The organism is Algibacter pacificus (assembly GCF_008033385.1).
Taxonomy (GTDB): domain Bacteria; phylum Bacteroidota; class Bacteroidia; order Flavobacteriales; family Flavobacteriaceae; genus Algibacter; species Algibacter pacificus.
Map to the genome: position 1 here is coordinate 407,629 of NZ_VOGY01000001.1, position 21,674 is coordinate 429,302.

Consider the following 21,674-nt stretch of genomic DNA (forward strand, 5'->3'; position numbering starts at 1 on the left):
ATTTAAACTTCAGATCCTTCTACTTTATAGAAAGGAAAAACCATATTTGCTCTCGAGTTTGTTGTTCTAACTATATAATCGATTTGTATTAAAATTTTACCTTCTAACTCATTCGTCGTGTCCAGTTCAATATTAGATACATCAATTCTAGGTTCGTGGTATAATATAGCCGTGCTAATTAAATCTTTGATATAAGTTTTTAAGGTGATATCTAAGGACTGAAATATTAACTCTTCTAAATTGCAACCATATTCGGGCAGCATCACGCGTTCGCCAAGTCGAGTAGATAGTAATATTTGTAAACTTTTATTAATATCCTCGGTACCTGTTGTTAGCTTAACGGCTTTGGTATTATGATCGAAATGCGGAGGGAATCCCCAACCTTTTCCTAAAAAGTTATTAGCATCATTCATTTTAAATATTTTTAACCAATTAATACGGTGGGTTCTCCCAATACAATGGTGCCACCGTGTGCTGTACTATCGCCCATTCGTGCTGCGGGCATTCCACCAATAAATACGGTAGAAGAGCCCATTATTATAGAATCAGGAGGGCCTGTGCATACGGCCATATCTCCAACTTTTGCTGCGGGCATCCCGCCAATTAATACTGTTGGTTCTCCCGGCGGCAGTATGGGACCGCCAACATGTGGCCCTGCAGGTGTTACTATTGGACATACATGCATATCTGTTATTCTTGCTGCTGGTGCTCCCATAATTTTAATTTATTTGTACTAATGATCCTTTTAAAACGGCAATGGCACTGGTGGATACTTCTGCGCCAGCACTACCTTCTGCTTTAAAATTTGCATTAGCTTTTAATTCTATATTGGTGCCTTCAATGGTAACGTCGCCGCTTGCTTTTATCACGAAATCTTTACCACTTTCGGCGAGAATACCATCGGAGTCTAAGGTAATGCTATTGCTGTTTTCATCTTCAATAATAATAGAACCCGCATCCTCATCGATGGTTATTTTTTTTCCGGCAGGGGTTTCAATGGTAATCGATTTTTTATCGTCGTTAAAAAGGAGTTTCATTTCGCTACGCGTAAAAAAGCCTTTTTCGTGATTATCATCTGTCGCTGGAATGGGCGCTGGGTTTGCACTGCTGTTTAGCATGCCCAAAACTACAGCGTGATTGGGGTCGTCATTTAAAAAACCAACCACCACTTCATCGCCTATTTCAGGTCTAAAAAAAGCGCCTCTATTTTCTCCGGCATCCAGAGCGGCCACTCGTGCCCAAATACCTTGTTCTTCGTTATTGATAATAGGAATCTTAATTAAAATACGATCTTCTCCATCTGGATCCTCTTCTAATTGAGAAACAATACCCACTTGTAATCCATTTATAGCGGGTAATAACCCTGCTGCTGGACTAGCGTTTATATCATAAGTTTCGCTAAACCAAGTTGGATTCATCCCGAATTCAGCATCAATAGTCCAATTGCCTTCGGCAAGTTCATGCCGTACCGCACTAATAAAAACGTTTCCATTAAAACGATCTCCGACGCCTTCTAAAGTTATTATACTACCAGGTTTTACTTCTGGAGTTCCTTGAAATTTTATGCGTCCGCGTGTTTTTGATAGTTGCTGAAAAAAGGCTTTAGAGTCACTCCAATCCTGTAATACTTTCGAGTTGTAGTTTCCGCCATGTTTTAGTTCTAGGTTTTCAATACCAAAGATATCGGCCAATTCAGAAGATGATATATTCCCGTTTAAATTTAATTTAGGATCTTTAGCTTCGGCTTCTTCAATATCTTGGTCGGAAGCGTTCCATCCATAAGATGTAATTTTATTAAATTGATTTCTAGCGTCCATTTCGGCATCAAAAGCCAATAAATTATTTCCGAACGCTACGGTTAGAACAGATGCTTTTGATACCTCTGGTTTTTCAATAATTAATTTACCATTTTCTACATAACACACCTTGCCGTTGGCTTGTGCACGGGTCATTATAAAATCCCAGTCCGATGCTTGATATTGCACGAGCTCTTTATGTTCATAGTCGGTCGTTTCAATTTCAGTATCTAAATTATTTTTTCCGGCTATTTCTTCAATAATGGCACTATCAGTACTTTCATAATAGTAACTGCTTTTTCTTCCTATAGTAGTTTTTACAGCTTTATCTCTACATTCTATAACCAGAACAGAAGCTGTTTCTCTAATTTTAATACTATGTTTAATGATAAGGCCTTTAAACACGGTTTCGACATCGTTATGATAGCCTGCCTTTATTTCAATCTCATTTCCAGGAATTAAAATAGTTTCATTACTTAATTCAAAATCTTGAGTAGCCGCTTCACCATCAAAAAGTACGATTTGAGCAAAAGGAATCCTGTTCACTTCTTTTTCAATAGCGATGTTTTTAACTTGAAAAACTTCTGATAAAGCTTCCCCGTTTACAATAATTGAAAAGGAGATTAAGTCCGCACTTTGTATGTTTGTGTTATTTGGCATTAAGATACTTTTTCAATAGGTGGAAATTTTATGTCTTGACCAACTTTTAGCTTTCTAAAATTGCTAAGGTTGTTTACGGCTGCAACTTGTAAATAGTATTTGCTGTCACCATAGATGTTAAAAGTCATTAGTGGCAAGGTATCGCCTTCTTTTACGGTTCTAATATGTGTTAAATCGGGCGAGTTATTATTTTCTTTAGCGACACGTAAATCATCTTCAATAGAGCCTTTAAACTTGGTTTTTACTACGGCTCTAAGTGGGGTGCCATCGGGGGAAAACAATTTAAACTCGATAGACATCTCTAATAAGGTACCTTTAAAAAGGAGTGTGCCCCAACCAATCATGATATAATTAGGTTTGTGCTCGTCTCCGCTATAATCAAAAACTATTTTTTTAAAGTTTTGAATATCATCTATAATACCATCACCAGAGGAATTATCTTGACCTTGAATAACGCCAGTACGATCGAATAAAAAGTCGGTTTCAAAATCTTCGGGTAAGGACCTCACAAATTTTGGCTGCGTGGCACTGGTGCCTTGGCCTTGGGCTTCGGTATATTCAACTTTATACTTTAGGGTGTATTTTTCAGGATTTAAGAGCGTATTAAATTCACCATCGCCTACTTTTTTAGTGAATTTATCGTCCTTATAGCCTGTAACCTTTAGTTTTTTGAGTTCTCCCGTGTTCATTACCGTTCGTTTTTACGATTTTGAATTTCTGTTACTTGTTCCAAACATTGGGCAATTAAATCGTTCGATTTACCACCCGAATTTTTATTGGGTGATGCGTTGGTTTGGCTGTCATCGTTTACATTGATCTTTATAAGTAATTCTTTGATTTCTATGGGCATAATTATACAAGTGTAAAATAGTTATAAGCTAATTCTATGGTTTCTATCGAGATTTTGTTTTCCTCAGCGTTAAAGTCGTCCACAGCCCATTTTACAGGGTAGGCGTGAACTACATTCCATGTTACTAAAGGTTCATGTTCTTCATTTAGCAATTTCACCGTAAGGTTTACGGGTTTAAATTGAAAACTTTCAATGGCATCTCTGCACCAATCAATAAGTTTAGAATTTGTAACCATGCCCCGTTTTAAAACCAGATTTGGAAACTTGGTTCTTACGGGAAATTTATGCTTAAATCTATTTTCACCACCTTCAGCAAACTCTTCGGTTTCAATATCAACGGAAAGTCCGGAGACCGATTGAAATTGAATATCGGTCTCTTGAGAGGCTATCCCATCGAATTCGACTTTAAAATGAAAGCTAACTGGAGGATAGTATGTGCTCATTAATCGCCGTTTTGGATGGTTAAGCCTTCGTGTGCCACTTCCATAGATTCTATAGCGACTTCGTTACCGTCGCCTTTTAAATCTGTAGATTGTACTTTAACAGGAAAAGCATTTTTTACTTTCCAAACGACTACGGGTTCGTGATCTTCATTTAGAAGCTTAATAGTAATATCGCGACGTTCTATTTTGTTAAGTTTTACTGTATTCCACCATTGATAGAATTCATTATCATTCGCGAAAGTGCCACGTTTTAATGTAATGTTGCTAAATTTCTGCATGCCCGGCATTTTAATTTTACTATAATCCGGACTTGCACCATGTCGGTATTCAATTAATTCGGTTTCAACATCAAGTCCTGAGACTTCTGTAAACCCTATGTTTGTTCCTGCCCAATCTACTGAAAAATGGAACTTTACTAATGGATATGTTTCGGCCATTTTATTTATATTTAAAGGTTAGTGATAGTTAATTTGATTTATGCTTCTTGCATTTTATGAGAAAATTTCAATACAATAAATTCTGCTGGGCGTACAACTGCCATGCCTATTTCAACATTCATTATTCCATTTAATACATCGTCTGCCGTCATGGTTTCACCTAAACCAACACGCACGTAAAAAGCATCATCTGCTTTTGCTCCAGCTAGTGCACCGGCTCGCCATTGTAGGGTTAAAAAGTTTTCTATCATGGCGCGTAATTTCACCCAAGTATTGGCATCATTAGGCTCAAAAACAAATTGTTCGGTTGCTTTTTTGATAGATTCTTCGGCCATAATATAAAAACGTCTTACCGATACGTAGCGCCATTCGTTATCATTTCCAGCAAGCGTGCGTGCGCCCCAAACCAAAATACCTTTGCCTTTAAATGGTCTGATGGCGTTTACAGATTTTCCAGCATTAACATCTACATTTAGATTTTTTTGTTCGTCGTGCGAAATATTCACTGTTGGGGCACTTACTCCGGTGATACTAACATTAGCAGGAGCTTTCCATACGCCTCTGTTATTGTCTACATTAGCATAAATACCAACCATAGCGCCACTTGGAGGAAGAATAATGCTTTGTGCGCTTATGGCATTGATGATACCTTTGTATACGGGATCGATTTCTGATAAGGTATCCGTATCCATTGCTCTAGCTGCGGCTAAATCATTTTTAAAGATGGTTAGTATAGCATCCAATTTGTCTTGTAATACTTGAAAAAGAGGTTTAACGGCAACGGCGGTTCCTGTTGCAGGGAAAACGTTGTTTCCGGTATTGGTTCCAATAGAAAAAGTTAAACTAGGAAAGGCTATAGCTGGATCTAATGGTGCCGCAGAAAGGTCGCCTAAAGCCGGACTAGCCCATGGCGATGGTCCTCCATTTGTAGAGTCGCTAAAGTGAATATAATCGTAAAATGTTTTTAATAAATTATGAAAATCTGAGTTTTCACTAATGTAGCGCGCGTGTATTGACGCCGTGCTCGATGCTATGGAAGTATTGCTATCTGCAAAAGATAATTCAAAGAACTCTTTAAAATAGTCGAATATATCTTCAGCGTAAGCGGGTAAATTGGCTAATGAAGGCGTTGCAGGTGCTACAGGGGGTGTAGTTGGTAATAAAGCAATATTCGTTAAATCGGTGTCTTTATTATTTATAGTAGACACAATAGTTGAATTGAAGAACGATTTTATAGATACTACCGGTGCTCCCTCTTTTGTAAAGGTTCCGGTAACAATAGCGTCATAATCAATTTTAAAAGGCAATGTTGTTTTAATCCAAGGATAATATGCAGCTCCGTATTTAAGATTATTCATTCCAACATTATTTCTAAAGATATCTACGGGGTCTGAAGACGGGGTGGCTTCTTGGTCTCCATTAACAATATCCAATACCGCAAATCGATCTTGTAGTTTGTTACATTGTGCCAACATTAAAGCGTGTACTTCTCCCGAATTTGCAGCGGTTAAATGCACGGTTTCAGGAATAACTAAGAGGGTAGGCGGATCTACTTTTTCTAAAGCATGTAAACCTTCAACTAATTTAGATTTATCAACTTCAGAAACATCAGTATTATAACTACCCACAGAAACGATATAACAATCGCCACCACCATTTATATAAAACATCCGTATGGCATCATACAACAGGTTTATACTATTTATGTTGGCTGTTTTAACCGAATTATCGCTTTTTAAATCGATAGCTATAGTAGTTGGGTTTGGTGCACCTCCGAATAGAAATTCATAATCGGGTAAGGAACTAATTTTAATAGGTTTTATAATTCCAGACCCAGCATGATAATCTTGCCCATCAATAAAAGCTTTTTGGGTATACCCTATAAAGGCGGGTATAGCGGTTTCTACTTGTGCTACCGAAGGCGGAAATGTCGATATTTCTTCAACGTAGACTCCAGGTGTTTTGAACGATGTTGCCATAATTTTAAAGTTTTATGTTTAAATGAATATTTCAGAAATGGTTTTTATAATTGTACCACTACCATCTTTTTCAAAAACCAATGAATTTGGGGTCGCTACGGGTCTTCGTGCGGTAGTATTAAATGTGTAAGCTATAATGCCGTTCTTAACTAGGGGGAGAGTTGTTGGAGATTTATGGATCACGCTTCCGTCTTTGGCATTTAGATAGTGCCAAAATGTTTTTCGGTTTGCTAATTGGATCTTAAAATCGGGAGGGGAGAGAGGGAGATTACCAGAGGGTTCTAGTAAACTTTTTGTGCTATTATCGGCAGCAACAGATAAGGATATGATACCAAAAAGTTGCTGTCTTTCTTTAGAATGTATGCTATTAGAAAGTAAGGTGTTTGTAGCTGTTGAAATGCTATAATTTTCAATGGCTGTGTGTGGTATATCAGATTCTGTGTTTATTCCGTTCCAATTTGCAATTTCGGTACTGGGTTGTTTATTCGAAAAATAATATGGTGTCAAGGGGACAGCCGGTACTGTTGAGTAATTTTCGAATATAGAATCTGTAATATATATTAAAAACTGTAAATTTTCATTTTGTGTTAAAGCAATAAAAGGTTTATAGGTGTCTGCTATATTGGTTTCTTCAGCTTGAATTAATAATGAAAATCCGGTGTTGTTTTGTTTAAAAATAATTTTCTGGTTTGCAAGAATTTTTTTTGTTTGTTCCGTAGGTTGAATTCTTGCAAAGTCCTGGATATTATATTTTTCTAATTGTTCTTGTTTTAAATTAGGAGCATTCGCATCATCAAAAGGAGTTACCCCATCATCTAAAAAGTAATGATGATAGAAATTCAAAGTACATAAAGGTTTATATGTAATATTGAAACTCATTTTACAAAATCTTTTGTTTTTGCTGATACGTTTGTGATAGCAGGTCTTATTTCGGAAATAGCTTCGCTATCGATTTCAATAAGACTTACTTTATATAACAAACTAGGAACAGATTTTCCACCTAGTGTACCCCATATATAATTTAATTGTTCAAAAGTTGGGGTATATAGTTCTACAGTAAATTTAAATTCTTTTAAATCATCAAAAAGACTATTGCTAGATGTAAAAGGGGTGTTTTTTTGAGTAAACACCTTTTTAGAATGAAAAAACTCAACAATACTATTAATGCTAATTAATGCTTTATCATAAGATGTTCTATTCGCTGCGAATAGAACATATAAATTTAAATATATTTTATTGTTTTTATAAATGGTTTTACCATTTTTAAAACGACTGTTTGGTCTGTTTTTTAAAGTGGTTTCCTCTTCCATATTTAGTAATGAAACCACCACACGATCTTTTATCTTGGTTACCGTAGCATCATCTTGTTTGGCGATATTCTCTAAAATGAGCTCACTATCGTCGTTTGGCTTGGTGCCTAAATGCGTATTAATTTGATTTACTAGTATTTCAAGAGTCTCATAGATCATACTTGTCATTTAGATTCAATAAAAATAGTAAATTATTTTTGTTTTATGTTATGTTTTTTTCTTTTTGTTGAAGTTTTTTGTTTGATTTTCAGTTATTTATATTTGTTTTGGATGAATGGGTAAATTTATATTTATTTAGTATTTTGTGTAAGAAAAAACGCTTTTAAAGTGTTTTTGTTAGTTGGTTTTATATATCTGGGGTTTATTTAGAAGGAATAATGAGGTTTATCTATCATAAAAATTTCCTTAGAATTTGAGTAAAAAGAGGTGAAATTTTTATCATCCAAAAAAATGGTGTTTTATTAAAAATAACGTTATTTGTAAAGATGAAAAATATTAGAGCCTATATCGAAGAAACCATAACTGTAAACGATACAGATTGGAAGCTGTTTTCGTCTAAATTAATTAAGCGAGAGTTTCATAAAAAGGAACATTTGATAGAAGTGGGGCAGGTAGAAAATTATATCTCTTTTATAGAATCTGGCATTGCGCGTTTTTTAATTCCGAAGGAAGACAAAGACAAAGAGATCACTTTCGGTTTTTGTTTCGAAAACGAATTTATTAGTGCTTACGATTCTTTTTTAACTCATAAACCTTCTTTATATGAAATAGAAGCATTGACCGATATGGTTATTTGGAGTATTTCTTATAAAGATTTGCAAGAAGTTTATCAAAAAAGTTTTGTTGGAAATGTTATTGGTCGTATGTCTTCCGAGCGCTTATTTCTTATAAAATCTAAACGAGAACAATCGCTTTTAAACGAAACTGCTGAAGAACGTTATTTAAAATTATTCACAGAGCGTCCTAATTTAATAAAGGAAGTTCCTTTAAAATATATTGCCTCTTATATAGGTGTTACGGCTCAGGCTTTAAGCCGAATTAGAAAACGAATTTCTTAACCTGGGTTCATTGTAATAACCATAAAGTATACAGACCTTTGTTTATTAAACAGAGTTTATGAGTATTTTTATTTTTATTATTATTTTGTGGTATACGGGATTGTTTTTTCAAACCTTCTTTTTACACCGCTACGCCGCGCATCAAACCTTTACTATGTCTAAATTAGGCGAGCGCGTTTGTTTTTTTTTAACATGGTTATTTCAAGGGTCTAATTATTTAAGCGCTTATGGTTATGGTGTTATGCACCGTATGCATCATGCTTATGCCGATACAGAAAAAGATCCGCATTCCCCTAAATATGATGCTAATCTATTTGCTATGATGTGGCGTACAAAAAATATTTATCAAGATATTAACCAGAAACGCATTGCTGTTGCCGATAAATTTACTAAGAATGTTCCGCAATGGGAGGCTTTCGATAAATTTGCCAGCTCAAGAGGTTCACGATTAGCTTGGGTAGTATTATATACCTTGTTTTTTGTGTTTTTTGCAACGGCTTGGTGGCAATGGTTGTTGTTGCCAGTAGCCTATTTAATGGCACCAATACACGGGGTCATCATCAACTGGTTTGCTCATATTTATGGGTATCGTAATTTTGAGGTTTCCGATACTTCTAAAAACTTATTGCCTTTTGATTTTTTAATGATGGGCGAAGGATATCATAATAATCATCATTCTCACGGTGGACGTGCGAACTTTGGTGTGCGTTGGTTTGAGGTTGATATTACTTATTGTATTATGGTGGTTTTGGACAAATTGCACCTCATTAAATTAAAAAAGGTGGGAAGCTAATATCGCTTATTCTATTTATCATATAAAAAAAAGCAACCGGTTGAGGTTGCTTTTTTGTTTTACAGTTTCAATATAAATATTATATTGTGTTTACTTCCATTCTAGTTTGATCGGGATGAATTAATATTTTTTTCAAAACACGTTGAATATCAATGTTGTCTTTTTGAGGAATTAAAAAGGGTTCTAAATCTTCGGAAGTATTAATTTGTTCATATTTTTCGATAAAACCGTAACCTTTATAGTTATTGTTTTCAATAAGAATAAAAGCGTCTTCATTTTCATGTCGGCCAGGTTGTTTCAGAATCACGTTTTTAGATCTGTTTTTAAGATGTTCTATAGATTGTTTTACACGAAGATTATATAGCGCAACCGATTCTTTTTTATCGCAAATGCCTTTACAGGTTTTAATTGAATAATGAGAGCATTGTGCGACACCTTCCTGTAAATGACAATATTTAGGACATAAATTAAATTGTTTACAAAGCATTTCTAAATATTGACGACATTCCTGAATGCTGTATAATATTTGTATGGGATTTGGTGTTGCTTTTAATACATTATATGCCAAATGTAAAATACCATTCCGATCTTGGTAACTAAATATAGCATAGGTTTTTGGTGCGCGCTTAGCGGCTTGATTATATTTTGGAAAATGCTGTTTTATAGCCGCATCTTCCATGAGTAATGCTAAAGTTTCACTACCCGAAAGTTCAAAATTTACATCGGCTACTTCTCGCGATAAATTAAGCTCTTTTTCCGTTTTACTGTAAAAATGACTTAATACACGTTTTTTGATATCTTTCGCTTTTCCAACATAAATAATATTATCTTTTTTGTCTTTAAAATAATAGATACCGGTGGCGTTTGGAAGCTGTTCGAAGGTTTCTTGTTTTAGATGTTTTGGAAGTGTCGCTTCTTTAGAGCTTTTTCTAAAAAAAGATTTAATAACCGTGTCCGCTTCTGGTTGCTTTTGTAATAGTTTAAAAAGTGTCACCGTGGCTTCGGCATCTCCTCGGGCGCGGTGTCTTCCTATTATTGGAATATCCAATGTATCGCATAATTTACCTAAACTATAAGATTTATGTCCGGGTAATAACTTTCGAGATAGTCTAACGGTACAAAGTTTTTTTCTATTGAATTTAATACCAATAGCGGTAAATTCATTCCGAATGGCATTGTAATCAAAATTAACATTATGGGCAATAAATACGGCGTTTTGTGTAATGGCCAATACTTTGTCTGCAATTTCAGCAAAGGTTGGTGCTTTAGCAACCATAAAATCATCGATACCAGTTAATGCTGTAATATAGTCTGGTATTAATTGTTCGGGATTAACAAGCGAGGTATATTCATCTATTAATACATCGTCATCATATCTAAAAATTGAGATCTCAGTAATTTTATTACCTGGTCCTGCGGTTTCAACGTCAATTACTGTATAAATCATTTCGCTGTATTCTTATATAATTTAAATGCTTGCTACAAATATAAGTAATATATGCTTGAATATGTAGTTGTTTTTTCTGTGGATTATAAATATTTATTAATCTTGGTTTTTATATGAGTTTGATGTTATAAAAAGATTCGTTTTATATGAAAAAAAGAGCAGGATTATGTTAAAAAAATAAAACCCTTGCAACAATGAATTACGAGGGTTTTTATAAATGATTTGAGCCGAAAACAGCGTTGTTACAGCTTATGTTTTATTTGTCTTCTATAGCGGTTAATTCGGCAATTTTACAAATGACTTCAGTGGCTTTTATAATACTTTCAACAGGGACATACTCGTAGCGACCGTGAAAGTTATGTCCACCAGCAAAAATATTAGGACAGGGTAACCCCATGTAACTTAGTTGCGAACCATCTGTACCACCACGAATGGCCTTTATTAATGGTGTTATATTTAAAGCTTTCATAGCATTTTCGGCAATATCAACAATATGCATTACGGGTTCAATTTTTTCGCGCATATTAAAATATTGATCTTTGATTTCGATAGTAATAACTTCCGATCCATATTGGGAATTAAGCTCGCTTGTTAGCTTTTCCATCACTTCTTTGCGCGCTTCAAAATGGCCATGATCGTGATCGCGAATAATATATTGGAGTGTGGTTTCTTCAACATCGCCTTCCATATTATGTAAATGGAAAAAACCTTGATATCCTGCGGTATGTTCTGGTGTTTCTAGGCGCGGTAAGGAGTTTATAAACTCGGTAGCAATGTACATGGAATTTATCATTTTTCCTTTGGCATAACCGGGATGTACAATTTTTCCTTTTATTTTTACAACGGCTCCGGCAGCGTTAAAATTCTCGTATTCAAGTTCTCCAATTTGGCTGCCGTCCATGGTATATGCCCAATCGGCTCCAAATTTTTCAACATCAAATTTATGAGCACCACGGCCAATTTCTTCATCGGGCGTAAAACCAACACGAATTTTTCCATGCTTAATTTCTGGGTGATTTACTAAATACTCCATGGCCGAAACAATTTCGCAAATACCCGCTTTATCATCGGCGCCTAAAAGCGTGGTGCCGTCTGTTGTAATTAAAGTTTGTCCTTTGTATTGCAGTAAATCTTCAAAATAATCGGGAGAAAGAATGATGTTTTGTTCTTCATTTAAAACAATATCTTTTCCGTTGTATTTTTCAATAATTTGAGGTTTTATATCCTTGCCGGTAAAATCGGGAGAGGTATCAAAATGCGAAATAAATCCAATCGTTGGTACATCGTGATCTACATTACTTGGTAAAGTGGCCATAATATAGGCGTTATCGTCGATTGTGACATCTTCCAAGCCAATTTGCTTAAGCTCTTCGGTAAGTTTATTAGCTAAATCCCATTGTTTTTCGGTGCTTGGTGTAGTTTCTGAAGTGGGATCGGATTCTGTATCTACGGTTACGTAGCTAACAAAACGTTTTATGATATGTTCTTTTGAAATCATAGTTAGAATTTTTTTTAGTATTTTTAGAAAAAAAGGGTCTTCTTTTTTAGTTCAAAAATACGAATTGAGCTATGAACTTAGGCATATTTTGGTACAAAAAAAGTGGTTGTGTAATAAGATAACGTGTTGGAATTTCTAATTTGGATTTTATTAGACAGGATTATTTTTATCGTTTAACTATATGGCTGGTTATCTTTTGTTATTTTATTTTGTAAGTTGATAATTGTTCACAAGAACAGAAGCTGAAATATGTAAAACGCGTTCTAATTCTCGTATCATTTCAACAGTCAATCTCTTCTTTTTGTTCAAGATTTCAGAAACTCTACTTTTTCCACCAATTACTCCAACCAAATCTTTTTGTTTAAGATTCATTTCTTCCATTCGGATTTTAATAGCCTCAATGGGGTCAGGTGTTTCAATAGGATAATGTTTGTTTTCAAAATTCTCAATTAATAATGATAAAATTTCGGCTTCATCACCTTCTTTTGAATTTGGAGAAGCGTCAAAAATTAATTCAAGTCTTTCGAGAGCTTTGTTATAATCTTTTTCTGTTTTTATAGGTTTAATTTCCATAATTCAATGTTTTATATGGTGTCGGCATTAATTTTATCGTATTCAGCGTGAGTTCCAATAAATCGGATAAATGCCCATTGTCTGACATAGTTAAATTTTACAATTAGTCTATATGAATTCCCTTTAATATTAAAAACGACTCTACTATCTTTTAAAATACTAGCATTGATGTAAGTTTCTTTCACTTCATTTGGAGAATTCCAATTAGAGTTTTTTGCAGTTTCATACCAAGTTTTTAAATATTGTTCTGAATCTGAATGCTTTTCCCAAAATTCCCGTAAAGTTCTTTTCGCAATTATTCGGCTCATATTTCAATATCTAAAACAAATATATGTAAAATGTTCTCATAACACGAACTTTTGTTGTTTTTTATAAAGGGCAACATGGATATCAACTTAAGGCAGAGAATTCTTAATAATTTTATTTAAATTTTCAGACCATAAGAATTGTTCAATTTTTTAATTAAACTTATTTTTGCACAAATAATCCTGATGTATAAACAATTACTACGCCCGATATTTTTTTCTTTCGATCCCGAAAAAATTCATCATTTTACATTTTCTTTAGTAAAAATCACTTCTAAAATTCCTGGTTTTAAATCTATTTATAGAAGTTTATATGTTGTTGAAGATCCAAAATTAGAGCGAAAACTATTCGGTTTAACCTTTAAAAATCCTGTGGGTTTAGCGGCTGGTTTCGATAAAAATGCCGTGTTGTATAATGAGTTGGCAAACTTTGGATTTGGTTTTATAGAAATAGGAACGGTAACACCAAAGGCGCAGGCTGGAAACCCGAAGAAACGTTTGTTTAGATTAAAAGATGATCAAGGGATTATTAACCGAATGGGGTTTAATAATGAAGGATTAGAGCGTGCCATTGAACAGCTTAAAAAGAATAAAGGCCAACTTATTATTGGTGGAAATATTGGGAAAAACACCGATACAAAACCCGAAGATTATACCAAAGATTACTTGGCGTGTTTTAACGCATTACACCCGTATGTAGATTATTTTGTGTTGAATGTAAGTTGCCCGAATGTAGGATCGCACGCGAAATTAAACGATAAAGATTATTTAGAAGAATTAATTGGAGCTGTACAAAACGCGAATAAAACATTTGAAAAGCAAAAACCAATTGTTTTAAAAATAGCACCAGATTTAAATAACGTTCAATTGGATGAAATTATCCAATTGGTAAAAGATACTAATTTAGATGGCGTTATTGCAAGCAATACTTCTACGGATAGAAGTGGGTTAAAAGCATCACCAGAATTACTTGAAAGTATAGGTAATGGCGGTTTAAGCGGACAACCAGTAAAGGAAAAAAGCACGGCGGTTATTAAATATTTATCTGAAAAAAGTAATAAAGCTTTTCCTATTATTGGAGTTGGTGGAATACATTCGGCTAAAGATGCCTTAGAAAAAATTGATGCCGGAGCTACTTTGGTACAAGTTTACACGGGCTTTATTTACGAAGGACCGAGTTTAATAAAACGCATAAATAAGGCCTTGCTTAAAAGATAGTTTTACGTTTTTCTTTCAGAAAAATAATAGTATTTTTAACAACTATACTTTTAATTGTTTATGCAAAAGCCTGTAAAAATTATTGAATGTCCTCGCGATGCTATGCAAGGGATTAAAGCTTTTATTCCAACGGAAAAAAAGGTGCAATACATTCAGTCGTTGTTACGTGTTGGGTTTGATACAATTGATGTGGGTAGTTTTGTATCTCCAAAAGCCATTCCGCAAATGGTAGATACTTCAGAGGTTTTAGCACAATTAGATTTAAGTAAAACTACCAGTAAATTGTTGACTATTATTGCTAATACAAGAGGCGCTATTGAGGCTTGTAAGCATGATGTGATTGATTATTTAGGGTATCCATTTTCTATATCTGAGAATTTTCAAATGCGGAATACGCATAAAACCATTGCCGAATCTGTGGTGACACTTTCTGAAATTTTAGAACATTCCGATAAGGTAAATAAAGAGGTCGTTGTTTATATTTCTATGGGATTTGGAAATCCGTATGGTGATCCTTGGAATGTGGATATCGTAGGCGAGTGGACCGAAAAATTGGCCAATATGGGCGTTAAAATATTATCGCTTAGTGATACTGTTGGCACATCTCAGCCTGAAAGTATCGATTATTTATTTTCAAATTTAATACCTAAATATCCCAATATTGAGTTCGGAGCCCATTTGCATACCACAGCAAATTCTTGGTTTGAAAAAGTAGATGCAGCTTATAAAGCTGGTTGTAATCGTTTTGATGGTGCTATCCAGGGTTTTGGTGGTTGCCCTATGGCCAAAGACGAACTAACTGGAAACATGCCCACCGAAAAATTACTTTCTTATTTTACTACTCAAAAAAATAATTCATTAAATGCGTTAAGTTTTGAAAGCGCGTTTAATGAAGCTTCTAAAATTTTTAAAGTTTATCATTAAATAAATCTAAAGATATTTTATTTTAATTTATTCTAAATAAGCTTTGTTGTTTTTAATAGGTGTTTTATATTTGCATCTTCAAATTAGTATTTATCTATAATAAGTCTAAATAAAAACAAATTAATTAGCTAAAAATGAAAAAATTAACTTTAAGCCTTTTGGTAGTATCAGCATTATTTCAATCATGCTCTAGTGATGATGATGGGGGAAACCAAGTTGTAGCACCTGCAACATATAGTTTTGAAAGAGGCGGAGCGTCTTCTGTTAGTTTTAGTGGTCAAACTACACGAATTTTAATGGCGGAAGAAGTCGTTGCTGCATTAAAAGATAATACTAAAACAGAAGCGCAAATAGATGCAATGTTTGCTCACACTGCCGATGCAAATGATTTTAGTGATGCAGATTTAAATGCCTCAGGTAAAAATGTTCGTGGTAAAGTTGCGGCTTCAACAGATTTTTATTCTGCTAATACAACAGGATCTAATGAAATTAAAGCAGATTTTGATGAGTGGATTGCCTCTCAAGTTTCAGATGTCTTTCCAAAATGGTCCTATGTAGCAGTTGCAGGACAAGCTGGTAACTTACAACAAGCAGGTGGAGGGACTGTTCGTTATGTTAACGGAAAAGGTTTAGAATATAATCAAGCATTTGCAAAAGGTTTGATAGGTGGTTTAATGATGGATCAAATTTTAAATAATTATTTAAGCCCAGCCGTTCTAGATGCCGGAAATAATATTGAAAATAATGATAATGGTGTTTTAGAAGAAGGAAAAACATATACTACCATGGAGCATAAATGGGATGAAGCTTTTGGTTATTTGTATGGTAACGAAGCAGATATAACCAATCCTGTTTTGGAAGCAGATCAATTTTTAAGCGAATATATAGATCGCGTAGAGAAAGACAGTGATTTTGCAGGTATAGCAACAAATGTTTACAATGCTTTTAAATTAGGTAGAGCAGCTATTGTTGCTGGCGATTATGGCGTTCGTGATGCACAAGCAGAAATTATAAAAGAAAACCTATCTATAATACCAGCTGTTAGAGCTGTATTTTATTTGCAAGCAGGAAAAACTAGTTTAGAGGTAGATAAAGCTAAAGCTTTTCACGCGTTATCTGAAGCTTATGGATTTATTTACAGTTTACAATTTACACGAAAGCCTAATGCTACAACACCATATTTATCAAAAACAGAAGTAGATGCTTATTTGGCAGAACTTATGGAAGGTAATGGTTTTTGGGATGTTACGGAAGAAACATTAGATACCATCTCTGCTGAGATTTCTGCCGAATTTGGTTTTACAACAGAAGAAGCAGCAAACTAAAAATGTATAAGAAAACAGCTTTTTTAATTAAATAAAAAAACTCTCATGATTAAAAAGATTTTTATAGCAATACTAGCGGTTTCATTTATTGTAGCTTGTAGTTCTTCGTCATCTTCTGGAGATGATAGTCCAGTCGCTACAGACGATTTTGATAGAGGTGCTTTATTAACAAACTTGGCCGATAATATTATTATTCCTGCTTTTCAAGATTTATCTGCTAAACTAGTAACGTTAACGGCAGATAAAGATGCTTTCGTAGCTGATGCAAATCAAACTAATTTAGATAACTTAAGAGCATCTTGGTTAGAAGCTTATAAAGTTTGGCAACATGTTGAAATGTTCAATATTGGTAAAGCTGAAGAGTTAACCTATAGTTTTCAAATGAATATCTATCCGGTTTCTACAACAGATGTTGAAGCTAATATTTCTGCTGGAAATGCCGATTTAACCCACGTTAATAATAACGATGCCGTTGGTTTTCCAGCTGTAGATTATATGCTTTACGGTGTTGCAGATAGTGATGCTGAAATTTTAACTAAGTATGAAGATGATAAGTATAAAGCTTATTTATCAGACTTAGTAAACCAAATGGAAAGCTTAACCGAAACAGTTTTAACAGATTGGACTTCTAGCTACCGTGCAACTTTTGTGAGTTCGACATCGAATACAGTAACGAGTTCTTTAAATAAGTTTGTAAACGATTATGTAAATTATTATGAAAGTGGTTTACGCTCAAGAAAAATTGGTATTCCTGCCGGAATATTTTCAGGAGGTAATTTGTTCCCAGATAAAGTAGAAGGATATTACAGTCAAGAATTTTCTATGGTTTTGGCTTTAGAAGCTCTTAAAGCAGTTCAAGATACTTTCAACGGAACAGGTTATAATAACTCAACTTCCGATAATAGTTTAAAATCTTATTTAGATTATCTAAATGTAGATGAGGATGGAGATGATCTGGCTTTTTTAATAAATAGTCAATTAGATTTATCTCGTAGTAAAATTAAAGTTTTAGACGATAGTTTTTCTGATCAAATTGAAACTGATAATACAAAAATGACTTTAGCTTACGATGATTTACAAAGAGCGGTTGTTCTATTTAAAGTTGATATGATGGGAGCTTTACAAATAGGTCTCGATGCTGGTTATATAGATAACGATGGCGATTAAAAACATATAAACATTACTAAAAAGGTTGTCTAATAAAAAGGCAACCTTTTTTGCGTATCACTAAATTGAATAGAAAAACTTTTTAATGAAACTGAGTATAAGTACATATTTAAATAAAACTACAAGCGCAGCCCCATTGGCTGTGTTTCGTGTTTTCTTTGGTATCATGATGGGTTTAAGTATTGTGCGATTTTGGTATAACGACTGGATTGATTTACTGTATATACAACCTAAGTTTCACTTTACGTATTTCGGATTTGAATTTATAAAACCACTAGGCGTTTATACCTATGTATTGTTTGCTATTTGTGGCATTGCAGCCATTTTTGTGGCTTTGGGTTTTAAATATAGGATAGCCATTATTACATTCTTTTTAAGTTTTACTTACATTGAATTAATGGATAAAACCACTTATTTAAATCATTACTACTTTATTACTTTATTGAGTTTTATAATGATTTTTATTCCTGCCAATGCGCATTTTTCTGTAGATAATATATTCCGAAGAAAAACATATCAAAACATCCCTAAGTGGACTATTGATAGTATAAAACTTCTATTAGGTATTGTTTATTTTTATGCAGGTTTGGCGAAGCTTAATAGCGATTGGTTATTTAAAGCCATGCCTTTAAAAATTTGGTTGCCTTCAAAATACGATTTACCGTTTATTGGAGAAAACCTTATGCAACAAAATTGGTTTCATTTCGCGATGAGTTGGAGTGGCATGCTTTACGATTTATGCATCCCTTTTTTATTATTGTACAAAAAAACACGTTGGTTTGCCTTTGGTCTTGTTGTTATATTCCACGTGTTTACAAGGGTTTTATTTCCAATCGGGATGTTTCCGTTTATCATGATTGTTTCTACTTTAATATTTTTTGAAGCTAATTTTCATCTAAAAATAATCACTTTTTTTAAAAGAATTTTAAGTTTTTTATCACTTCAATCAAAACCAGAAAACCTTCGTAAAATAGAAGCTGTTTCTCAATTTCATATTAAAAAGAAAGCAATTGTTATTCCTCTTTTTGCTGCATTTTTCGCTATCCAAATGCTGTTCCCTTTCCGCTATTTACTATATCCAAACGAGTTGTTCTGGACAGAAGAGGGCTATCGTTTATCCTGGCGTGTTATGCTTATGGAAAAAATGGGAATCGCAACTTTTAAAATTGTAGATAGCGAAACAGGAAGCTTTTTCTATGTGGATAATAAAGATTTTTTAACACCATTTCAGGAAAAACAAATGAGTTTTCAACCAGATTTTATTTTAGAGTACGCTCATTATTTAGGCGATCATTTTACATCCCAAGGCCATAAAAACGTTCAAGTTTTTGTAGAAAGTTATGTGGCATTAAATGGCCGATTAAGCCAACCATATATAGATAAAACCGTAGATTTGTACGCGGAAAAAGAATCATTTAAACCAAAACATTGGATTTTACCATTTAACGATGACATTAAAGGACTTTAAAATTATACTTGCACTCTTATTTAGTGTGTCAGTTTTTGCTCAAAATCATATTTCAGGAACCGTTACTTTTTCTAAAACAAGTGCTCCTGTAGCCAATGTAAAGGTTTACGATAAAACCACAGGTGTTATTGCTACAACTGATAACACTGGGTTTTTCGAGTTTGATACTTCTAAAAAAACAATCACTTTGGTTTTTTTTTCTTTTGAATATGAAGTCGAAGAGCTTACGATTGAAACAGAGAACACTTCAAAATTAAATATTACTTTAAAAGATTTGACACAGAATTTATCTGAAGTAGAAATTACAGCAAGAAAGCAACGTGTTTTTGAATTAAAGCGTTTAAATGATGTTGAAGAAACCGCCATTTATGCCGGTAAAAAAACCGAAGTTGTACTTGTAGAACAATCTATGGCGAACTTAGCTTCTAATAACGCTAGGCAAATTTATAGCCAAGTTGCAGGTTTAAATATTTATCAAAATGATGATGCTGGGCTTCAACTTAATATTGGTGGTCGTGGTTTAGACCCGAACAGAACAGCAAATTTTAATACGCGCCAAAATGGTTACGATATTAGCGCCGATGTTTTGGGGTATCCAGAAAGTTATTACACGCCCGCATCTGAAGGTTTATCGGAAATACAAGTGATTCGTGGTGCGGCTTCATTACAATACGGAACGCAATTTGGAGGTTTAATTAATTTTAAAATGAAAGAACCTAATCCAAATAAACCATTAGAGGTAATTACTAGAAACACTTTGGGTAGTTATGGTTTGTACACCAATTTTACCAGTGTTAGTGGTACCAAAAACAAGTGGAGTTATTACAGTTATTTTAATTATAAAAAAGGCGATGGTTTTCGGCCAAATTCTGAGTTTGAATCTAAAAACGTATTCGCACATTTAGGATATCAATTTAACGAAAAAACGAAGTTAACTGGAGAGGTAACTTACATGCGGTATTTAGCACAACAAGCTGGTGGATTAACCGATACTATGTTTGAAGAAGATCCTTATCAAAGTAATCGTGAACGCAATTGGTTTCAGGTAGATTGGTTGCTTTACAACCTAAAATTAGCTCATAAATTTTCAGATAAAACGAACTTCACATTTAATTTCTTCGGGTTACAAGCTTCGCGAGATGCACTAGGTTTTAGAACAAATCGAGTAAGTCAAGTAGATTCTAATGAAGAGCGCGATTTAATTAAAGGCGATTTTAAAAATTTTGGTTTCGAGTCCCGTTTATTAACCAAATACAAAGCTTTTAATAAAGAGGCTACTTTTTTAATTGGCGCTAAGTTTTACAAAGCCGATAATTTCCAACAGCAGGGACCTGGAAGTGATGGTATAGGCCCAGATTTCGATTTTGCAACTGAAGATGATCCTAATTACGGAAGTCAATCACAATTCGATTTACCTAATTTAAATGGTTCTGTTTTTGGCGAAAATATTTTCTATGTTTCAGATGAGTTTTCAGTAACGCCAGGTTTTAGGTTCGAATATATTAAAACACAAAGTGAAGGTTTTTATCAAAACATAAATACCGATGCAGCAGGAAATGTTATTCTAAATGAAACGGTAGAAGATAATCAAAATTTTGAACGTGCTTTTGTATTACTTGGTTTGGGGGTAAGCTATAAGCCAAGCACTAATTTAGAAGCCTATGGAAATATATCTCAAAATTATCGTTCGGTTACATTTTCTGATATAAATATTGATAATCCTGCATTTTTAATAGATCCAAATATTACAGATGAAAAAGGGTTTACCGCCGATTTAGGAATTCGCGGAAACTATAAAAACTTCATGTCTTACGATTTAGGTGTTTTCGGACTGTTCTATAAAGATAGAATTGGTTTTGAAACCGCAGCTCAAAGTGATGGAAGTATAAAAAACGTACGTGCTAATATTGGTGATGCTGTAATGTATGGTGTAGAGTCATTATTCGATTTTAACTTGAAGAAAATTTTCAATTTAAATAATAATGTAAAACTTAATTATTTTGTAAATACATCTATAATCAATTCTGAATATACAGCCTCAGATAAGGCCGGAATAAAAGGGAATAAAGTAGAATTTGTTCCAGATTTAAATTTAAAAATGGGACTTAATGGTGGTTATAAAAATTTGTTAGCCAATATTCAATACAGTTATTTAGGTAGTCAGTTTACCGATGCTACAAACTCTACAACAGCAAGTTTAAGTGGCGTAGTTGGCGAAATTCCAGAATATGATATTTTGGATGTTTCATTATCTTATAGTTATAAAAATTTTAAATTAGAAACTGGAATAAATAATGTTTTAGACAATAGCTATTTTACTAGAAGAGCTACAGGGTATCCTGGGCCTGGTATTATTCCATCGGCACCACGAAATTGGTACACTACACTTCAAATTAAATTTTAACATTATTTTATAATTTAGG

The 21,674-nt window shown here is 33.9% G+C and carries 22 protein-coding genes; 8 read left to right on the forward strand and 14 right to left on the reverse strand.

The window, feature by feature from the left end:
* Positions 1-2: 2 nt before the first annotated feature.
* From FQU21_RS02230 to FQU21_RS02270, 10 genes are read right to left on the reverse strand one after another with little or no spacing between them, the layout of a single operon-like run.
* Positions 3-413, reverse strand: coding sequence for a GPW/gp25 family protein (locus FQU21_RS02230; protein ID WP_147676395.1), 411 nt, complete (start codon positions 411-413; stop codon positions 3-5).
* A gap of 11 nt (positions 414-424) precedes the next feature.
* On the reverse strand, positions 425-715 hold the full coding sequence (locus tag FQU21_RS02235) for a PAAR domain-containing protein (RefSeq protein WP_147676396.1): 291 nt from the start codon (positions 713-715) through the stop codon (positions 425-427).
* A 4-nt stretch (positions 716-719) separates the two neighbouring features.
* The gene (gene vgrG / locus FQU21_RS02240; RefSeq protein ID WP_147676397.1) at positions 720-2,456 is read right to left on the reverse strand and encodes a type VI secretion system tip protein VgrG; all 1,737 of its coding nucleotides are present in this window, start codon (positions 2,454-2,456) and stop codon (positions 720-722) included.
* Positions 2,456-3,145 carry a CIS tube protein gene (locus FQU21_RS02245; protein WP_147676398.1) on the reverse strand — a complete coding sequence of 230 codons (690 nt, stop codon included), beginning with the start codon at positions 3,143-3,145 and terminating at the stop codon, positions 2,456-2,458. The genes vgrG and FQU21_RS02245 overlap by 1 nt, the downstream gene beginning before the upstream one ends.
* Complete coding sequence (locus FQU21_RS17365; RefSeq protein ID WP_187269300.1) at positions 3,145-3,306, reverse strand: DUF5908 family protein; 162 nt, start codon at positions 3,304-3,306, stop codon at positions 3,145-3,147. The genes FQU21_RS02245 and FQU21_RS17365 overlap by 1 nt, the downstream gene beginning before the upstream one ends.
* Before the next feature lie 2 nt (positions 3,307-3,308).
* Positions 3,309-3,749, reverse strand: coding sequence for a phage tail protein (locus FQU21_RS02250; RefSeq protein WP_147676399.1), 441 nt, complete (start codon positions 3,747-3,749; stop codon positions 3,309-3,311).
* Positions 3,749-4,186, reverse strand: coding sequence for a phage tail protein (locus FQU21_RS02255; RefSeq protein WP_147676400.1), 438 nt, complete (start codon positions 4,184-4,186; stop codon positions 3,749-3,751). The genes FQU21_RS02250 and FQU21_RS02255 overlap by 1 nt, the downstream gene beginning before the upstream one ends.
* Positions 4,187-4,224: 38 nt before the next feature.
* Positions 4,225-6,165 (reverse strand): phage tail sheath family protein, encoded by a 1,941-nt coding sequence (locus tag FQU21_RS02260; protein WP_147676401.1) that lies wholly within the window; start codon positions 6,163-6,165, stop codon positions 4,225-4,227.
* Positions 6,166-6,183: 18 nt separating this feature from the next.
* Positions 6,184-7,044, reverse strand: a complete 861-nt coding sequence (locus tag FQU21_RS02265; RefSeq protein ID WP_147676402.1) for a hypothetical protein — start codon at positions 7,042-7,044, stop codon at positions 6,184-6,186.
* Positions 7,041-7,643 carry a Pvc16 family protein gene (locus tag FQU21_RS02270; protein WP_147676403.1) on the reverse strand — a complete coding sequence of 201 codons (603 nt, stop codon included), beginning with the start codon at positions 7,641-7,643 and terminating at the stop codon, positions 7,041-7,043. The genes FQU21_RS02265 and FQU21_RS02270 overlap by 4 nt, the downstream gene beginning before the upstream one ends.
* A gap of 317 nt (positions 7,644-7,960) precedes the next feature.
* Between FQU21_RS02270 and FQU21_RS02275 the strand changes: the two genes are divergently transcribed.
* On the forward strand, positions 7,961-8,533 hold the full coding sequence (locus tag FQU21_RS02275) for a Crp/Fnr family transcriptional regulator (protein WP_147676404.1): 573 nt from the start codon (positions 7,961-7,963) through the stop codon (positions 8,531-8,533).
* 58 nt (positions 8,534-8,591) lie between these two features.
* Positions 8,592-9,326 (forward strand): acyl-CoA desaturase, encoded by a 735-nt coding sequence (locus tag FQU21_RS02280; RefSeq protein WP_147676405.1) that lies wholly within the window; start codon positions 8,592-8,594, stop codon positions 9,324-9,326.
* A gap of 79 nt (positions 9,327-9,405) precedes the next feature.
* On the opposite strand, the gene FQU21_RS02285 is transcribed toward FQU21_RS02280, so the two are convergent.
* The 4 genes from FQU21_RS02285 to FQU21_RS02300 all read right to left on the reverse strand — a co-directional run bounded on the left by FQU21_RS02285 (position 9,406) and on the right by FQU21_RS02300 (position 13,152).
* Positions 9,406-10,773, reverse strand: coding sequence for an exonuclease domain-containing protein (locus FQU21_RS02285; protein WP_147676406.1), 1,368 nt, complete (start codon positions 10,771-10,773; stop codon positions 9,406-9,408).
* Between the two features lie 256 nt (positions 10,774-11,029).
* Positions 11,030-12,271: a peptidase T gene (gene pepT / locus FQU21_RS02290; RefSeq protein WP_147676407.1), complete on the reverse strand. Its 1,242-nt coding sequence runs from the start codon at positions 12,269-12,271 to the stop codon at positions 11,030-11,032.
* A gap of 204 nt (positions 12,272-12,475) precedes the next feature.
* Entirely contained in the window at positions 12,476-12,844 is a 369-nt protein-coding gene (locus tag FQU21_RS02295) for a helix-turn-helix domain-containing protein (RefSeq protein ID WP_147676408.1), read from the reverse strand.
* Positions 12,845-12,855: 11 nt separating this feature from the next.
* Positions 12,856-13,152, reverse strand: coding sequence for a type II toxin-antitoxin system HigB family toxin (locus FQU21_RS02300; protein WP_147676409.1), 297 nt, complete (start codon positions 13,150-13,152; stop codon positions 12,856-12,858).
* A gap of 183 nt (positions 13,153-13,335) precedes the next feature.
* Here FQU21_RS02300 and FQU21_RS02305 point away from each other — a divergent pair, with 183 nt between their 5' ends.
* The 6 genes from FQU21_RS02305 to FQU21_RS02330 all read left to right on the forward strand — a co-directional run bounded on the left by FQU21_RS02305 (position 13,336) and on the right by FQU21_RS02330 (position 21,655).
* Entirely contained in the window at positions 13,336-14,367 is a 1,032-nt protein-coding gene (locus FQU21_RS02305) for a quinone-dependent dihydroorotate dehydrogenase (RefSeq protein WP_147676410.1), read from the forward strand.
* Between the two features lie 60 nt (positions 14,368-14,427).
* The gene (locus tag FQU21_RS02310; RefSeq protein WP_147676411.1) at positions 14,428-15,291 is read left to right on the forward strand and encodes a hydroxymethylglutaryl-CoA lyase; all 864 of its coding nucleotides are present in this window, start codon (positions 14,428-14,430) and stop codon (positions 15,289-15,291) included.
* A gap of 134 nt (positions 15,292-15,425) precedes the next feature.
* Positions 15,426-16,616, forward strand: coding sequence for a DUF4856 domain-containing protein (locus tag FQU21_RS02315; RefSeq protein WP_147676412.1), 1,191 nt, complete (start codon positions 15,426-15,428; stop codon positions 16,614-16,616).
* A 45-nt stretch (positions 16,617-16,661) separates the two neighbouring features.
* Positions 16,662-17,783, forward strand: a complete 1,122-nt coding sequence (locus tag FQU21_RS02320) for an imelysin family protein (protein ID WP_147676413.1) — start codon at positions 16,662-16,664, stop codon at positions 17,781-17,783.
* Between the two features lie 85 nt (positions 17,784-17,868).
* Positions 17,869-19,251, forward strand: a complete 1,383-nt coding sequence (locus FQU21_RS02325) for an HTTM domain-containing protein (RefSeq protein ID WP_147676414.1) — start codon at positions 17,869-17,871, stop codon at positions 19,249-19,251.
* Positions 19,232-21,655: a TonB-dependent receptor domain-containing protein gene (locus tag FQU21_RS02330; RefSeq protein ID WP_147676415.1), complete on the forward strand. Its 2,424-nt coding sequence runs from the start codon at positions 19,232-19,234 to the stop codon at positions 21,653-21,655. Before FQU21_RS02325 ends, FQU21_RS02330 begins: the two co-directional genes overlap by 20 nt.
* The last annotated feature ends 19 nt before the right edge of the window (positions 21,656-21,674 follow it).

Excerpts from the sequence above, each read along its gene's own strand:
- FQU21_RS02280 (WP_147676405.1), top strand. The coding sequence starts at position 8,592 with ATGAGTATTTTTATTTTTATTATTATTTTGTGGTATACGGGATTGTTT.
- pepT (WP_147676407.1), bottom strand. The coding sequence starts at position 12,271 with ATGATTTCAAAAGAACATATCATAAAACGTTTTGTTAGCTACGTAACC.
- FQU21_RS02270 (WP_147676403.1), bottom strand. The coding sequence starts at position 7,643 with ATGACAAGTATGATCTATGAGACTCTTGAAATACTAGTAAATCAAATT.
- FQU21_RS02330 (WP_147676415.1), top strand. The coding sequence starts at position 19,232 with ATGACATTAAAGGACTTTAAAATTATACTTGCACTCTTATTTAGTGTG.
- FQU21_RS02295 (WP_147676408.1), bottom strand. The coding sequence starts at position 12,844 with ATGGAAATTAAACCTATAAAAACAGAAAAAGATTATAACAAAGCTCTC.
- FQU21_RS02250 (WP_147676399.1), bottom strand. The coding sequence starts at position 3,749 with ATGAGCACATACTATCCTCCAGTTAGCTTTCATTTTAAAGTCGAATTC.
- FQU21_RS02320 (WP_147676413.1), top strand. The coding sequence starts at position 16,662 with ATGATTAAAAAGATTTTTATAGCAATACTAGCGGTTTCATTTATTGTA.
- FQU21_RS02325 (WP_147676414.1), top strand. The coding sequence starts at position 17,869 with ATGAAACTGAGTATAAGTACATATTTAAATAAAACTACAAGCGCAGCC.
- FQU21_RS02245 (WP_147676398.1), bottom strand. The coding sequence starts at position 3,145 with ATGAACACGGGAGAACTCAAAAAACTAAAGGTTACAGGCTATAAGGAC.
- FQU21_RS02310 (WP_147676411.1), top strand. The coding sequence starts at position 14,428 with ATGCAAAAGCCTGTAAAAATTATTGAATGTCCTCGCGATGCTATGCAA.
- vgrG (WP_147676397.1), bottom strand. The coding sequence starts at position 2,456 with ATGCCAAATAACACAAACATACAAAGTGCGGACTTAATCTCCTTTTCA.
- FQU21_RS02265 (WP_147676402.1), bottom strand. The coding sequence starts at position 7,044 with ATGAGTTTCAATATTACATATAAACCTTTATGTACTTTGAATTTCTAT.
- FQU21_RS02300 (WP_147676409.1), bottom strand. The coding sequence starts at position 13,152 with ATGAGCCGAATAATTGCGAAAAGAACTTTACGGGAATTTTGGGAAAAG.
- FQU21_RS02285 (WP_147676406.1), bottom strand. The coding sequence starts at position 10,773 with ATGATTTATACAGTAATTGACGTTGAAACCGCAGGACCAGGTAATAAA.
- FQU21_RS02305 (WP_147676410.1), top strand. The coding sequence starts at position 13,336 with ATGTATAAACAATTACTACGCCCGATATTTTTTTCTTTCGATCCCGAA.
- FQU21_RS02255 (WP_147676400.1), bottom strand. The coding sequence starts at position 4,186 with ATGGCCGAAACATATCCATTAGTAAAGTTCCATTTTTCAGTAGATTGG.
- FQU21_RS17365 (WP_187269300.1), bottom strand. The coding sequence starts at position 3,306 with ATGCCCATAGAAATCAAAGAATTACTTATAAAGATCAATGTAAACGAT.
- FQU21_RS02275 (WP_147676404.1), top strand. The coding sequence starts at position 7,961 with ATGAAAAATATTAGAGCCTATATCGAAGAAACCATAACTGTAAACGAT.
- FQU21_RS02315 (WP_147676412.1), top strand. The coding sequence starts at position 15,426 with ATGAAAAAATTAACTTTAAGCCTTTTGGTAGTATCAGCATTATTTCAA.
- FQU21_RS02260 (WP_147676401.1), bottom strand. The coding sequence starts at position 6,165 with ATGGCAACATCGTTCAAAACACCTGGAGTCTACGTTGAAGAAATATCG.
- FQU21_RS02230 (WP_147676395.1), bottom strand. The coding sequence starts at position 413 with ATGAATGATGCTAATAACTTTTTAGGAAAAGGTTGGGGATTCCCTCCG.
- FQU21_RS02235 (WP_147676396.1), bottom strand. The coding sequence starts at position 715 with ATGGGAGCACCAGCAGCAAGAATAACAGATATGCATGTATGTCCAATA.